The organism is Muricauda sp. SCSIO 65647 (assembly GCF_021534965.1).
Taxonomy (GTDB): Bacteria; Bacteroidota; Bacteroidia; order Flavobacteriales; family Flavobacteriaceae; genus Flagellimonas_A.
The window spans coordinates 3,356,688-3,371,555 of sequence record NZ_CP091037.1 but is presented as its reverse complement, the minus strand read 5'-3'; the positions used below and the strand labels follow the sequence as shown (position 1 = coordinate 3,371,555).

The window sequence follows — 14,868 nt, the reverse complement described above, 5'->3', positions numbered from 1 at the left end:
TTGGTTCAAACTACTAGAACTCCATTGCACTCAACCATATTCCTGCTTGTATCCCAAGATATACAACAAGCAGAAAAAAAACAGTTAGTACCAATATTCTTTTTTTTTCATAAGAAATTAAAAACACTTTTAAACTCCTCGATTGCAACTATTGTAATGTTATATAAAGAGTGTAGGATTGATATCGTGATAAAGGAGGAAAAACTTCTTTTTTCAGAATAATAATACACTATCCCCCAGAAAAGCCCAAGGAATACCATAATTATTATATATGTTAAATCAAAGAAGTGAAATAGACCAAATACAATTGCCGAAAAGATAATGGAAACCCACAATGTTTTCACCTCGCTTAATCGTTTTCCAAAAAGAAGATAAAGAAAAACAAAGCATCCCCTTATTAGGAAAATTTGAAATATTAGCGTCTCTAAAACAGGTGCTATTAGCGCAATCAAGATAAAAAACACCCATTTATTGTTAATTTCAGAAATCGGGTTTTTTTGAATTGGATTATAATCAAATACCTCTTCAACCCCCATTAAAGGAAGGATAAAAAAAAGTAGGGCAAGACCGTAAAAATATGCTATGAATATCGGATAAGACTTAACATTTAGAACCCTATCTATCTCCTGACAAAAAAAACCTATCATGATGCCCTAAAAAGAAAACTAAAGAAATTGACTAAAAAGCAAAACAAACACGTTCATTGAAAAATCATTAAACTCCCCTGCCTAATTAAACCTAGAGGCTTCAAAGACTGAATCGTAACCCTGCGCTCAGTATACATGTGTTTTCCAAAACTGATGAAGTATTGGGCCTAATCACAAGGTTTTCATTATTGTTCTCTAAAAACGCTTTTTTTCTAAAAAGAAAAAAACCGTCTTTCTCCTTGAGCAGAACACCCATTTTTCCACTAAAGGGGAAATTAAATCCCGTATTCAGGAAAAAGTGAAGTGTATTGCTTTTCTCAATCGCAAGTTGAATGCCCAGTACTGCCCTGAATACCCTCTCAGAAAGAAAAATTGCCACCCTATCACTATCAAAAGATGTACCCTTGACCGTAAAATCACCTGAAGTATTCAATGTATCAACATACCAATCCATTTGCTGATGTCCCAATCGTAGTTCTGGAGAAATAATTATTGGCCTGCCTTTTGGGTTTAGGTTAATGGCCTTTGTGATAACCAAATCGTGCGAGGTTACCCCTGTTTTGAAAATCTTTCCTTCGACAACATATCCGACATGAAGGTTTGGCCCAACTTCATACAACAATGATGACCGTATGCCCCACCCACTTCTATTTTCCCCATTATTCGCTCGTTCCAAACCAAATGTGGAAGTATTGTAATTCAAAGTGTAAGGATTGCTGCGGATCAATGTATGGAAAAAGCTTATTTCATGTGAGATGCGCCGAAGTATCTTGTAAAGTTTGGGCACCTTTTCTTCTGCTTCTTCTACTGCTTCATTTCCCTCCTCTAGATTGTTGCTGTTTTGTGCTTTTGCAAAAAGAGCCTCAAATTTTTCATCAGGTAGAATAATGTTATAATCGCGCCAAAAATCAGCTTTGTATTCTTTTTGGTCCTCCAGTAAAATATCATTGAACTGCATCCTTTCCAAATAGGGTATCTTGGCATTATTCCTATCGGTGGAACTGGTCACATAGGTACTTGTTAGGAGAAGTTGTTTATTCTGTCTTCTAAATCCTGTTTCGTAATGGGAATATTTATACCGCCACAATCCATCACTTCCTTGTTCATAGCTGACCTCAAAGTTTAAAAACTGCCTTCGTTGATCGGGAATATCAAAAAAAGAACGGTACTTATAATTGGCCTTTACAATGGCATATGAGGAATCTTGGATAAAGACATTGCCCGAGAGTTTTCCCTTCTTTTCAAAAAAAACGTTGTAAACGCTCTTATCCCCTTGCCTTAGGGTATCAATGATTTTATAGGCATATTGGCTTGGCCTACCCAAAGCCCCTTCTCTACGATGCACCACATCAAATCTGTGTGCATGATGGGAACCTGCATGGATTCTTGTTTTTAAGGAATCTAACAAGCCACTCTCATATTTACGGAATTCAATAAGCTTTACCTCACCGGAACGCTCCCGCTGTTGATATGATTTTTTGATAGATTCTATTACGGCCTCAGCTATGTATATGGGACTGCCCAAGTTATCATCCCACTCGGTTGTTTCTCTTAAAAACCCCCTATGCCGTTCTTGGGCCATGGGATAATTATCGGGAATGGCATTAATGGCCCTTTCAATAAGCTCTTTTCCGTAATCTTTTGGGGTAAGGGTCACCCCAGCCAGTTGTGTGACATTTTCAGCAAGTATGATTTCAGTAAACCCTTTGGACAAATATATCTTCTTTGTATGGTAGCCCATTAAGGATATGACCAGTCGTCTTTCTGCGGTTTCAGAACTACATACCAATTTAAACAACCCATCTTCGTTTGAGATTGTTCCTATATTGACCCCCTCAAACACCAAGTGCGAAAAGGGCAATGGGTCACCCATCTCATCAACCACCTTTCCGGAAAAGGTCAATTGGGAAAAACCCGATTGGTAAAGGAACAGTGAACCAAATAAAAAAAAGAACCGTGACAAAAAACAAACCGACATCTCCCTGAATAAGTGACTGTTAAAAAAGTAATAGAAGTTGTTTGAACTTTCGTCAAACAACTTCTACCAAAAATCTAATTGTGCTAACATTTAATTACCTCCAAATTTGGCCAGTTCTTTGATAAATAATTTTTTGTCTATCAACAATAAAATTATCATTGCTAAAAATGTTCCAAGGAGAGGGCCAAGAACATTAAGACTAGCTGTTCTATCCCAAATTAGGCCTAAAGAGTCCATGACAAAAAAAAACACACCAAAAATCAACGTATCAAGAATACGGTACTTGGTAAGTCGCAATAAGCCTATATATGATATTATGGCAAATATGCTAATTCCGAATAAACTTGACCCAAATTCAGATATTCCAAAATCATCAACTTTGTTTGAAATAACATATGGTTTGTAAAACAATCCAAAGCAACTAAGCGAAATGATAAGAATGATCAATACAGTGTGGGCCTTGGATTTCATTTCATAAGTTTATTAGATAATTATGGAATTATGGCAAAACATTAAGAGACTGCCCTTATGGTAGGACAGTCTCTTTTTTAGTTTTCATCGCATAATATTACTTCATTATGTGGAAAAAGTCCTTTCCTAAATCGTAGCTAAACTTAGCTTCAGCGAGTGAACTTGAAAGCATTATAGTTCTTTTCAAGTTCCTTCTAAATCGGCTTATAATGTCACTCTAAACACCCACCATGTCTTTACCAATCATATACCCCATGAAGAATATGAGAATTAAAATTAGAGCAATCAATCCGATTAGGTTAAATTTTTTATCTACCTCGTTTTTCATTATCACTTACTCCATGCTAACTACCTTTCGGCTAAATCTTTTCCAATTTGATACCCAATGGCAAAAGCTGCAATTGAAGCTATTACAATCCATCCAAAGCCCCCACCTGTTTGTTTCATCTCATGATTGCAAAGTGGTTTTAATCCTAAGTTTTCAATTTTTATTTTTTCCACCACCCTAATATTTTTTGTTTACTAAATAACCTACTGCTACTCCAGCATAAAACATTAACGGCAAAAGCCCAAAAAAGCCGCCATTAATCGATTCTTGGGTTTTAGTTCCAATTTCTTGAACTCCGTAATTCTCTAAATCTTCCATTTTCTATTATTTAATTAAACATTACTTTTTATAATCAAAACCAGAAATTCCTATTGCGCGCTGTTTTGGTTACGCCGTAAAGATGAAACATACCACTCTCATTTTTTAAGAGTGGAAAAAAGAAAATGTTAAAAATTCAGCAATTGTTTCATATTGACAAAACCACATCCACCTGAAAGGTTTCTTTCGGTCATTGAATCCAGTTCCTCAACATAAAACCCACATTTAAAACTGGTCATCTTCGTATATATATAGCTTTGCCGTGTCAAATCATAACATATTGGGGCATTCATTTCTTTCATGATCTCTATCATTCTAAATACTGTAGCCTCTGATACTCCCAAACGCTCTGCTAACTGTTTTGGCTTTCCTGTGGACTTTAAGCGTATCAATTGGTCAATACGTTCTAGAATTGCTATTTGTTGGGTAAGTTTTGCCATATTCTGTTGATTTTATTGATTGACAGGTTTATGTATTGGCAAAAAAGACGGTAATTGCCGCTGCCATAATTTATAATAGGTTCCCTTCTTATCGTAGAGCTGGCAATGTGGTCCTTCTTCCAGAACTTGACCTTCTTCCAACACTATGATTCTATCAGCATTGACAACAGTGCTCAACCGATGGGCGATCAACACAATGGTCTTGCCCTGTTCACGCAACTGTTCGATGGCTTTTTGTACAAAGTTCTCGGCGCCACTGTCCAACGACGAGGTGGCCTCGTCCATCACCAACACTTCAGGCCTCTTGTACAAGGCCCGGGCAATGGCGATGCGCTGCCGCTGCCCCCCTGAAAGGGTGGCTCCGTTCTCACCCAGATAGGTGTTAAAGCCATTGGGCAAGCTATCGATGAACTCTAGAATTCCGATATCAGTGCAGATCTTGAGAATGCGCTCCATATCGGGCTCAAATTCGCCAACAGCGATGTTTTCAATAACGTTGCCTGCGAACAAATCTATTTTTTGCGGCACCACTGCCACCTTGTTTCTTAAGCTTTCATTGTTAAGGTACCTAAGGTCATAATCCCCTATGGTTATCTTTCCTGAACTGATCGGATAGATATTTTGTAAAAGTGAAATCAGCGTTGATTTGCCCGAGCCACTTTCGCCCACCAGGGCCGTAATCTTCCCTTTCTCTAAGGTCAGGTCAAAGTCTTTGAACACCTCGACCCTTGTACCATAACTGAAATGTACCTTTTCAAATCTGATATCGCCTATTTTTTTTCTGGTCAGTTGTACCTTTTGATCGGTTTCTTCCCGCTCAAGGTCCATAATCTCAAAAAGACGGTCAGAGGCTATAAGGGCATTCTGTATTTCTTTGTTGGCACCCACCAAACTGGTCAATGGCCCGGTGAAATAGCCAATGATGGCATAAAACGACAATAATTCGCCCGGGGTAATCTGTCTGTCTATAACAAAACCAGATCCCGACCAGAGCAAGATAATGGTAAAGAGTTGGGCGATAGTGTTTGAACCAGTACCTGAAAACACATGGTTCAAAGCCGATTTGTACCCCGTCTTCAAAAGCCTTATGAACCTTGTCTCGGTCTTTGCATTGGCAAAGTCTTCCAATCCAAACCTTTTTATGGTGCCCACCGCATTCAACGATTCGACCAATTGACTTTCAAGGTCAGCAGCCTTCTCCATGACCCTGCGCTCAACCTTTTTGTTCAAGCGGTCGGTAATCCAATAGATAATCAAATAAAGGGGAATGATGGCACACATGATAAGGGCCAACTTCCAATAATAGGTAAACATGATCGCAAAAGAAAAGATGATGACCAACACATTGACGGTCAGGTTCAACGATACCCCGTTGATGAAATTGCGAATCTTGACCGCATCATTGATTCTTGAGATGATTTCACCTACGCGCATTGTATCGAAGAATTGTTGCGGCAATTTCAATAGGTGCTTGTAATAGCCCAATATCAACCGCGCATCGATTTGTTGTCCTGTTCTGATAAGAAAAACATCTTTGAAAGCACCTATTATCAACTGTATCAGCAAAAGGACCACCATAATGATGCTCAAGAGGTTTAACAGATTGCCATTGCCATCGACCAAAACATGATCAGTAATTTTTTGAATATAGATCGAGGTCGAAAAACCCAACAGGGTATAGACAATTGCCCCAATAAAGGCTTGCAACAACACACCCGCATGGGGCCGCAACAAAAACCAAAAGCGTTTGAAAACTGAAATTTTTTCATTGCCCGTTTTAAAATCTTCTTGGGGCAACATAAGCACCAACACTCCTGTCCATTCTCTTTTGAAGGCTTCATGCGAACGTTTTTCCATTTTTCCCGTTCCAGGATCCATGACCACGATATGGTTCTTGGTCACTTTATAAATGACTACATAATGGTGTAGGCGCTCTTTGACAATTACATGGGCTATAGCCGGTTTGGGAATTTTGAACAGACTTTCAAAATCACCTCTGACCCCTTTTGCCTCAAATCCCATTTTCTCGGCAGCTTTGATGAGACCGTACACATTTGTTCCCTTTTTATCGGTACCCGCGTATTGCCGTATTCTCGAAATGGGTATCTGAAAATCAAAATGCGTAGCAATGGATGCTAGGCAAGCTGCCCCACAATCGGTAATATCATGTTGTTTAATCGTAGTCCTTGCCATATGCTTTTGATTTGAAAAAACACAAAAGTGCACTCTTCGGTTTTTGGTCCAGTATCTTCATTCTATGCGATTGGCGAAATTGTTCCCCTCTTTTTAACAACCATATCATAAAGACAAATCTGTTTGCTGCAATTCTTTTCTTGACGGGTTCACCCAATCGTCTACTTCATCGTACAATAACTGATAAAGCGTGCGTTCGGTCAACTCAAAACGGGCGTTGAAGGTCATACCTTTTTTAATCTTGCCTTTCGCCCCATTTCGTAACTCAAGATATTTTTCATTGATTTTGCACCTGACCCTGAATACGGGTTGGTCATCGATAAGTTCAACATCTTCAGATATTTCGATGATTTGCCCTGTGGCCAGCCCCCATTGGTTATAGTTGTAGGCATCGAGCTGAAAATTGACAGGTTTTTCTTTTTTGATGAGCCCTATGTCAACCGGGCTTACATAGCAGTCTGCCAATAAATGGGAGTCTGGTGAAATCTCACCCAATGCAACACCCGATGATACCACACTCCCTTGTTGAATACCCAAGACATTGACCAAAGTGCCGCTCATGGGCGCGGCAATCGTATATTCTTTTTTGGTTTTTTGGAGCTGGGATTTTTTGCTCTTTGTAGTACTCAGGCTGTTCTCCAATTCTGTCAAGGTGGCCTGCCAAGTGTTCAGTTGCCTTTTCTTTAACTGGTTCAGTGAATTCAGGGCTAAATCATAATCTAATTTGACATTGTCATATTCGGCCTTGGCGATGACTCCCTTTTGTAACAATATGCTGTTTCTTTGGTGGTCAACTTTTAATTTTTTGATCCGCGCCAAATGTTCATTTAACTCTTCTTGATACCATAGCCACTCTTTTTGGTATTTACCCGATGTTATTCGTGAAACAAGAATACCTTTATCGTTGATCAAATGGTAGAGGTCATTTATTTGGGCAGAAAGATTTTGTGTCTCATATTCGGTCAATGCAATCTTGTCATCGAGCGCGTGGTTTTCAAGCCTAAGAAGCACTTCACCTCTTTGAACGTATCTATTATTGACCAACTTTGAAAAAAGCACCTTGCCAGAATTGATGCTTACAATGGTCGTTCGTTCCGTATCGGGTCTTATGGCGCCCCGTGCCGAGGAAAATATTTTAACAGTCAAAAAAGGCAGTGAAAAAAGTGCCAAGATGAAGAAAGTCAAAATGATGGTATAGATGGCCCTGCTTTTGACCTTATTTTTTGGGATGTATGCCTGCGAAGTGAACTCAACAATTTCTTTTGGAAAAATATGCGACATCGGCATTCAATTGAAATGCGAATATAGAATAATTTCCATATACAGAAATTATTTTCAAACTTTTACTGAAATGTTGCCGATCTGGCAAAGTGCATAGAAGACAGTATCTTTATGAAAAATGATTTGAATATGCCCAAAAATGAATACTACGATTGCCGTGAATAGCTCTGCCCCAAATTATTTTGATAGTTTCATCTGCCAAGCCTACAAAATATGAGGAAGATAATCTATAAGCTTGGTGAAATTCATCACGTTGCAGATAAAATAGTCGCCGAGCCCTTACATAAAATTGTCTGCCTTTACGGCCCCATGGGCATAGGCAAGACCACGTTGATCAAAGCCATGGTCAAGACCCTGGGAGGTGTTGACAACGCCAACAGCCCAACTTTCGGACTGGTCAACGAATATCACAATAGCTCGGGAGATGTATTGGCCTATCATTTTGATTTTTACCGAATCAATGATATGGAAGAAGTGCTCGATATCGGTTTTGAAGATTACCTCGCATCAGGTACCTGGGTATTTATCGAATGGCCAGAGAAAATTGAGCCTATACTTCCTGACGAACGTACACGAATATTCGTACATTTTATCGATGAAATTACCCGTGGTATCGAGTTTTAGACCCCTTAAACTTTTGTTGACCCAGATTTTTGTTATATTCACAGTATTCCCCCAGAATCGGTGAAAGGGTTGTTTTTTTGGATGAAATGCAAAATTTATCGATAAACTGCTTTGTTTGAATAAAAAAATTCCTACATTTGTTTCTGGATGAATTCATTCTAATTAGTAACCAAAAAAAATGTACGATGAACACTAGAAAAGTATTTTTTGGTCTATTGGCTGTTGCTTTTTTAGCAATGGCTGCAGTATCTACTACAACTATTAGTGATACTGCTCAAGATGCACCGAGCATCGACAAAAAGACAATGAAGAAATTATAAACTCTTTGTTGGCTTCTAAAAATTGCCTCCTAAGTATTTAGGAGGCTTTTTTTTGCAATAAACATTCGTTTTTGCAGTTATCAAATTGATGAAAGACAAGAATAGAATCAAAAAGAAGCTTCTGATAGAAGGTTTTTTGGCTTTTCTAATTACGGTGACTCCCCTTTTTTTCTACGGATATAAATATATTCCCGCAGGCATTGAAGAGTGGAAGTTTTTGGGCATTACCATTGGTGCCAATGGATTTCTTGATGTTTCTGATTCCATTTATTACTATTTCACCAAAATTGTCCCACTCTTACTTTTGGTTCTTTGGTTTGTAACCTGCAAGCATTGGTGGTACCACGCCATTTTGATTCCCATAGCCATGTACAGCTTTCAGCTGCTCAGGGTATTGACCTACGAATCCAACAAAATCGATGAGAACGAAATTATGTATGTGATTGCCGTCACTATGGTAGTCGTACCAATAGTTTACTTCATTAGGGTCAAACTGGTCGATAAGCATGTTCATGGTATCGATCTTAAAGCGATGGACACTGAACTGAAGCTTCTCAAAGAAAAAGAAGCTGTACGCAAAGAACTTGAAAAACTCGAGAGACGCAGAGAAAACCTTTCAAAGAAATCAGCCACTGCTTCTAACGAGTCTGATCGATTTGAAGGGCATAGAGAGGTGCTCTAAAAAAATCGTAACTTCGTTCCATACGCAATGGAAGAACGTCTTTTCTTCTTTACAACATAGCCTATGGACCAACCTTCCTCGCCATTCAGCAAACAACAATTGTTGCCGCAAGAAGAAACCCTAGAGGTCATGAAGCAAAAGGGAGAGCTTTTTATCGGCATTCCCAAAGAAAACCTGTATCAAGAAAAACGTATCTGCCTGACCCCTGATGCGATCAATGCCATTACCGCCCATGGGCATCGGGTCATGATCGAATCAGGTGCCGGTGATGGGGCCAATTACAGTGACGTAGAGTATACCAATGCCGGGGCAGAAATCGTTCGCGATACCAAAAAAGTATTTTCATGCCCGTTGATTTTAAAGGTTGAGCCCCCTACCCTGCATGAAGTGGAACTGTTGAACCCACAGACGACCGTAATCTCTGCCCTGCAGATAAAGACACAGTCAAAAGAATATTTTGAGGCCATGGCCAAGAAGCGCATCACCGCCATTGCATTCGAGTATATTCGCGATGATGACGGCAAATACCCAGCTGTTCGTTCGCTCAGTGAGATTGCGGGCATCTCTTCCATTCTGATCGCTGCAGAATTGATGGCGGCGACCAATAAGGGCAACGGACTCATGTTCGGCAATATCAGTGGGGTACCGCCCGTGGAAGTGGTCATTTTAGGAGCGGGCACCGTTGGGGAGTTTGCGGCACGCTCTGCCCTGGGGCTCGGGGGCAATGTCAAAATTTTTGATAACTCCATCACCAAATTGCGCAACATACAGACAAGCCTTAAACAGACGGTCTATACTTCTACCATACAGCCCAAAAACCTATTGAAGGCCCTAAAGCGTTGTGATGTGGCCATCGGTGCGGTACGTGGTAAAGACCGTTCGCCCACAATCGTGTCGAGCAGCATGGTCGAGAACATGAAAAAGGGAGCGGTCATCATCGATGTCAGTATCGACATGGGCGGTTGCTTTGAAACCTCTGAAATCACTACGCACAACAAACCTGTCATTGAAAAATTCGGTGTGCTGCACTACGGGGTGCCCAACATACCCGCTCGCTACCCAAGAACATCATCTATTTCAATCAGTAATATTTTTACCCCTTACCTACTGAAGCTCGGTGAGGATGGCGGCCTTGAGAATTCACTACGGTTTGATAAGGGTTTGAGAAACGGACTGTACATGTACCACGGTATTTTGACCAATAAATCTGTGGGTGATTGGTTCGGACTCAATTTTAGCGACATCAATTTTTTAATCTTCTAGGCTTCTTATGGCATTCTTGAAACGTTTGGGATGGTATCTCGTAGGACTTTCCATCGGTATGGTATTTCTCGTTTTCTTTCTAAAGAAAAAAACACAGGAAACCGGTCTAGATTTTTGTTATTTGCCGAATTGCCGTGTGCTCAAAGATTTGCGCTCAAAGACCTTTACCCTTTCTGAAGAAGTCGAATCACAGCTTTTGGCCAATGAATTGGATTCAGTTGCCCTTCAATCTTTTCTAAAGGATGGGGACATTGATTTTAAACGAAGCGATACCCGATCAAGTCCGTGCAAAATCTACTATATAGCCAAAGAGGTCAACGACACTCCATATACCCTTGTGGTGGAAAGTTGCGAAGAAACGGCCATGGCACAAGGGCTGAAAAAAGAATAACACTATATCTTTCTTCTTTCCTTCTCTTTTTTCAACAGCGCTAGTTCTCTGGTCGTCTGCCCGGCCACAGATGTATTTTCTTCTGCCCTTCTGATCAAATAGGGCATCACGTCACGAACAGGGCCATAAGGCAAATATTTGGTTACATTGTAACCGCTTGCCGCCAAATTATAGGTGATGTGATCGCTCATGCCGTATAATTGGCCAAACCAAATTCTCTTATCTTCAATGGTCACGCCATGTTCTTGCATCAGGTCGATGAGCTTGTAGGTGCTCAACTCGTTGTGGGTGCCCGCAAAAAGTGAAAAAACATCAAGGTTGTCGATCATAAAAGTAACCGCTGCATCAAAATTTTCGTCAGTGGCCTGTTTTGATGCACAAATGGGACTTTTATAATTTTTTTCTTCGGCACGGTCGTTCTCTTTTTCCATATAGGCACCACGTACCACTTTGATGCCGATCTTGAAATCTTCTTTTTTGGCAATCTCCTTCAACTTTTTAAGGTAGTCAAGACGATCCCAGCGATACGTTTGGGCCGTATTGAAAACAACGGCCCGGTTTTGGTTGTACTTTCGCATCATCTGCAGGCAAATGTCATCGGCAGCATCTTGCATCCAGCTTTCTTCGGCGTCGATCAACAAAGCCACGTCCATGTCATGGGCCTTTTTGCATATTTGATCGTACCGCTGCACAATTCTGTCCCACTCTTCTTGCTCGTCAGTATTCAAATTCATGCCGTTGCTGACCTTTTCATAAATTTTGAACCTGCCCATGCCCGTGGGCTTGAACACTGCAAACGGAATGGCATCCTTCTCTTTGACAAAATTGAGGACTTCCAATGTTTTTTCAAGTGCAAGATCAAATTGCTCTTCATGCTCTTTTCCCTCGACCGAATAATCGAGGATCGAACAAACTCCTTTCTCAAACATTTTGTCAATAGTGGGCAAACAGTCTTCTTCGTTGACCCCCCCGCAAAAATGATCAAAGACGGTGGCACGTATCAATCCCTCTACGGGTAAATGGGCCTTCACCGCAAAATTGGTGACAGCCGTACCAATGCGTACCAAAGGTTCGTTTGCGATCAATTTGAAAAGAAAATAGGCGCGTTCGAGTTCAGAATCGCTTTTAAGGTCAAAGGCTATTGAAGTATCGTCAAAATTGGGCCTCATTATTATGAATTTAGCAACTGATCAAATATAAGATGTACTTCGTTGTGAAAATCATCAAAAATAGTCTTTATTTAGTGTCGTGGAAAGAATGATGTGACCGTGCCCGATGAACGATAATGATATTTATTATAATGAACTCGCCCAAGCTGCCCTAAAACTTCATTTGGGCAAAATGAATTATTCAAAAGTGTTCATTTTGGTCGATACGAATACCAAAAAATATTGCCTGCCGGTATTCACCTCTTTTTTTTCTGAAGTTTCCCCAGATGGCATTTTTGTGATCAATGCCGGCGAAGAAAACAAAAACATCAATACATGCGCCCGACTTTGGGATGACCTTTCCAACGCTGGAGGTGACAGAAAAAGTCTTCTTATCAATCTAGGTGGAGGTGTGGTCACCGATTTGGGCGGATTTGTGGCTTCGACCTTTAAAAGGGGCATTGACTTCATCAATATTCCCACGACCCTTTTGGCCATGGTCGATGCATCGATCGGCGGCAAAACGGGCGTGGATCTCGGAGCACTCAAAAATCAAATCGGTGTTATCAAACAACCTGAGATGATATTGGTGTTCACAGACTTTCTTAACACTTTGGACAAAAGGCAGGTCAATAGTGGTTTTGCTGAGATGTTGAAGCATGGCCTGATCAAAGACGGTGATTACTGGAAAGTGCTCAAAAACTGTAATTCATTTCAAACCAAAGATTTGATCGAACGTTCTGCCCTATTAAAAAGCCATGTAGTGCAAGAAGACCCTGATGAACGTGGACTGAGGAAAATATTGAATTTTGGCCACACTGCCGGCCATGCCATTGAATCTTATTTTTTGGAAAATCCTGATAAGGAAACCTTGTTGCACGGCGAGGCAATAGCGGTGGGCATGGTCATCGAGGCTTATTTTTCCCATCAATTGACCGGTCTGTCGAAGCTTGAACTAAAAGAAATCAAAGAAACATTTGCCAAATATTTTAAAAAGGTTGATTTCGATAAAGACGACATTGATACGATCAACGCCTTATTGCGGCACGACAAAAAAAACACCCATGGCAATATCAATTACGTGCTACTGAAAACCATCGGAAAGGCCGTTACCGATATCAAAGTGCCCGACAATTTGTTTGCCCAGGCATTCACTTACTACAAGGAAGCCTGACTACACATACTTTTTTTTTCATTTGACAACTCTTTGAGCCTTTGGGCATTAAAAATTCATAGATTAGGTGTCATAACCAAAAACACTGCCTACTATGAAACGTGTGCTTATCGATTACAAGAAGTTGCCCCGCGATGTCGCTGCATTGCTCATCGACCTTTATCCACATGGCTATGGAGATGAAGACCTCATCGTTTTAAAGAAACCCAACGGAGAAATTGTTGAAGCGGTAGAGGTCAAAACCGATGATACCATTTATTTGGTGAAAATCAGCCAAAGTCTTGCAAACTTCATTTCAAACTTTGAGGAAACCATTGAAAGGGAGCTCGAAAATAGTGCTGTTGAAGAAACCATTGCAGAAGTTGAAACGTCATCGAATCAAGACTTTGAAAACGAATCTCTTGACACTGACCCCGAAACCGATTCAGATAATATCACCTGAGCCCATTACAGATAGCGCTCTTTGAGTATTTTTAGATGATGTTTCTGGTGGCCGCAGATGACAAAGCCCAAAGCGCGAACACTCATCTCATAACCACTGGCCACACCTACTCGCTCCAGTATTTGGGCATCAAAAGATCTGAACAGCGAAATCGAGGCATTTCTGACCGTTTCGTATTCGTCAAAGATTGCATCCCTTTCCCTATCCGCAGACTTCGACTCGGGTACATAGGCATCTTGATCAAAACCTGGCAAGGGTGTACCATCATTTCTTGCAAACCGTAAAGCCCTGTATTGAAAAACCCGCTCAGCATCAACGATATGCATTAACACTTCAGCAACCGACCACTTGTTTTCTTCATACCTATAAGAGAGTTTTTCCAGAGCGATGCTTTGAAGGGTATCGGCAAACTCCTGTTTCCCGTTCACCAATTCCTTCATTAAATCAACCTGGCCCAAAGCCTTTATATAGGGCCCATAAAAGGAATGATACTCGCTTTTAGCTAAATCGGAAGGATATACCATTCAATCAAATCTCGTTGAAAATGGTATGCATCAATCGTTTCTTGTCGTTGATACTTTCTTCTAACGAAATCATGGTTTCAGTACGGCTGATACCATCAATATCATCTATTTTGAAGATGATGTTTTTGGCATGGGTGGTATCCCTTGCCCTAATTTTGCAGAAAATATTGAATTTTCCGGTGGTAATATGGGCAACCGTAACATAAGGTATTTGGGTAAGCCGCTCAAGCACAAACTTGGTTTGATGGGTCTTTTCCAAAAAAATACCCACGTATGCAATGAAAGCATAACCGAGTTTCACATAATCTAAGGTCAGAGACGATCCTTTGATTATACCGGCCTCTTCCATTTTTTTGACCCGAACATGCACAGTTCCAGCAGAAATCAAAAGCTTTTTTGCAATGTCTGTAAATGGTGTTCTGGTGTTGTCTATCAACATGTCCAGAATCTGATGATCTATTTCATCTAGTTTCACTTTGCCCATACCATAAAATTTTCAACGAAAATAGTAAATTAAGAAATTAAACTTAACAGAAACAGTATTTTTTTAAAAATAATACAAGTAAATCACAAATATAGCGCTAAATGGCTGATCGTTGAAGTTATTTTTTTGTGTTGTCGTTCCATAAACGTTTCATGTAGTG

General features: G+C 40.3%; 18 protein-coding genes. 7 read left to right on the top strand and 11 right to left on the bottom strand.

Translation table 11 applies throughout. From position 1 onward, the window contains the following. Positions 1 to 107: 107 nt before the first annotated feature. From L0P89_RS17070 to L0P89_RS14895, 8 genes are all read right to left on the bottom strand, one after another. A complete protein-coding gene (locus tag L0P89_RS17070) occupies positions 108 to 536 on the bottom strand; it encodes a CPBP family intramembrane glutamic endopeptidase (protein WP_409557576.1) in 429 nt (142 codons plus the stop codon). Between the two features lie 211 nt (positions 537 to 747). Next, entirely contained in the window at positions 748 to 2,550 is a 1,803-nt protein-coding gene (locus L0P89_RS14925; protein WP_235265913.1) for a carboxypeptidase-like regulatory domain-containing protein, read from the bottom strand. Between the two features lie 165 nt (positions 2,551 to 2,715). Then, complete coding sequence (locus L0P89_RS14920) at positions 2,716 to 3,096, bottom strand: hypothetical protein (RefSeq protein ID WP_235265912.1); 381 nt, start codon at positions 3,094 to 3,096, stop codon at positions 2,716 to 2,718. A gap of 348 nt (positions 3,097 to 3,444) precedes the next feature. Then, a complete protein-coding gene (locus L0P89_RS14915) occupies positions 3,445 to 3,597 on the bottom strand; it encodes a hypothetical protein (protein WP_235265911.1) in 153 nt (50 codons plus the stop codon). A 4-nt stretch (positions 3,598 to 3,601) separates the two neighbouring features. Further along, positions 3,602 to 3,742 carry a hypothetical protein gene (locus L0P89_RS14910; RefSeq protein ID WP_235265910.1) on the bottom strand — a complete coding sequence of 47 codons (141 nt, stop codon included), beginning with the start codon at positions 3,740 to 3,742 and terminating at the stop codon, positions 3,602 to 3,604. A 128-nt stretch (positions 3,743 to 3,870) separates the two neighbouring features. After that, the gene (locus L0P89_RS14905) at positions 3,871 to 4,182 is read right to left on the bottom strand and encodes an HTH domain-containing protein (protein WP_235265909.1); all 312 of its coding nucleotides are present in this window, start codon (positions 4,180 to 4,182) and stop codon (positions 3,871 to 3,873) included. A 12-nt stretch (positions 4,183 to 4,194) separates the two neighbouring features. Next, positions 4,195 to 6,375, bottom strand: a complete 2,181-nt coding sequence (locus tag L0P89_RS14900) for a peptidase domain-containing ABC transporter (RefSeq protein ID WP_235265908.1) — start codon at positions 6,373 to 6,375, stop codon at positions 4,195 to 4,197. Positions 6,376 to 6,480: 105 nt separating this feature from the next. Beyond that, positions 6,481 to 7,656, bottom strand: a complete 1,176-nt coding sequence (locus tag L0P89_RS14895; RefSeq protein ID WP_235265907.1) for an HlyD family secretion protein — start codon at positions 7,654 to 7,656, stop codon at positions 6,481 to 6,483. A gap of 213 nt (positions 7,657 to 7,869) precedes the next feature. Here L0P89_RS14895 and tsaE point away from each other — a divergent pair, with 213 nt between their 5' ends. From tsaE to L0P89_RS14875, 5 genes are all read left to right on the top strand, one after another. Further along, positions 7,870 to 8,280: a tRNA (adenosine(37)-N6)-threonylcarbamoyltransferase complex ATPase subunit type 1 TsaE gene (gene tsaE / locus L0P89_RS14890; RefSeq protein ID WP_235265906.1), complete on the top strand. Its 411-nt coding sequence runs from the start codon at positions 7,870 to 7,872 to the stop codon at positions 8,278 to 8,280. 185 nt (positions 8,281 to 8,465) lie between these two features. Beyond that, the gene (locus tag L0P89_RS16985; RefSeq protein ID WP_262911456.1) at positions 8,466 to 8,600 is read left to right on the top strand and encodes a hypothetical protein; all 135 of its coding nucleotides are present in this window, start codon (positions 8,466 to 8,468) and stop codon (positions 8,598 to 8,600) included. Positions 8,601 to 8,688: 88 nt separating this feature from the next. Then, on the top strand, positions 8,689 to 9,282 hold the full coding sequence (locus L0P89_RS14885; RefSeq protein WP_235265905.1) for a hypothetical protein: 594 nt from the start codon (positions 8,689 to 8,691) through the stop codon (positions 9,280 to 9,282). A 63-nt stretch (positions 9,283 to 9,345) separates the two neighbouring features. After that, a complete protein-coding gene (locus L0P89_RS14880; protein ID WP_235265904.1) occupies positions 9,346 to 10,545 on the top strand; it encodes an alanine dehydrogenase in 1,200 nt (399 codons plus the stop codon). 7 nt (positions 10,546 to 10,552) lie between these two features. Continuing rightward, on the top strand, positions 10,553 to 10,936 hold the full coding sequence (locus L0P89_RS14875) for a DUF4258 domain-containing protein (protein ID WP_235265903.1): 384 nt from the start codon (positions 10,553 to 10,555) through the stop codon (positions 10,934 to 10,936). A gap of 2 nt (positions 10,937 to 10,938) precedes the next feature. On the opposite strand, the gene L0P89_RS14870 is transcribed toward L0P89_RS14875, so the two are convergent. Next, positions 10,939 to 12,105 carry a proline dehydrogenase family protein gene (locus tag L0P89_RS14870; RefSeq protein ID WP_235265902.1) on the bottom strand — a complete coding sequence of 389 codons (1,167 nt, stop codon included), beginning with the start codon at positions 12,103 to 12,105 and terminating at the stop codon, positions 10,939 to 10,941. Positions 12,106 to 12,211: 106 nt separating this feature from the next. On the opposite strand from L0P89_RS14870, the gene aroB reads away from it, so the two are divergent. Next, the gene (gene aroB, locus L0P89_RS14865; protein WP_235265901.1) at positions 12,212 to 13,258 is read left to right on the top strand and encodes a 3-dehydroquinate synthase; all 1,047 of its coding nucleotides are present in this window, start codon (positions 12,212 to 12,214) and stop codon (positions 13,256 to 13,258) included. Between the two features lie 94 nt (positions 13,259 to 13,352). Then, positions 13,353 to 13,700: a hypothetical protein gene (locus L0P89_RS14860; RefSeq protein ID WP_235265900.1), complete on the top strand. Its 348-nt coding sequence runs from the start codon at positions 13,353 to 13,355 to the stop codon at positions 13,698 to 13,700. Positions 13,701 to 13,705: 5 nt separating this feature from the next. Here L0P89_RS14860 and L0P89_RS14855 read toward each other — a convergent pair whose 3' ends face one another. Continuing rightward, entirely contained in the window at positions 13,706 to 14,224 is a 519-nt protein-coding gene (locus L0P89_RS14855; protein ID WP_235265899.1) for a DinB family protein, read from the bottom strand. Positions 14,225 to 14,228: 4 nt separating this feature from the next. Next, positions 14,229 to 14,708 carry an Lrp/AsnC family transcriptional regulator gene (locus L0P89_RS14850; RefSeq protein ID WP_235265898.1) on the bottom strand — a complete coding sequence of 160 codons (480 nt, stop codon included), beginning with the start codon at positions 14,706 to 14,708 and terminating at the stop codon, positions 14,229 to 14,231. Positions 14,709 to 14,868: the final 160 nt, after the last annotated feature.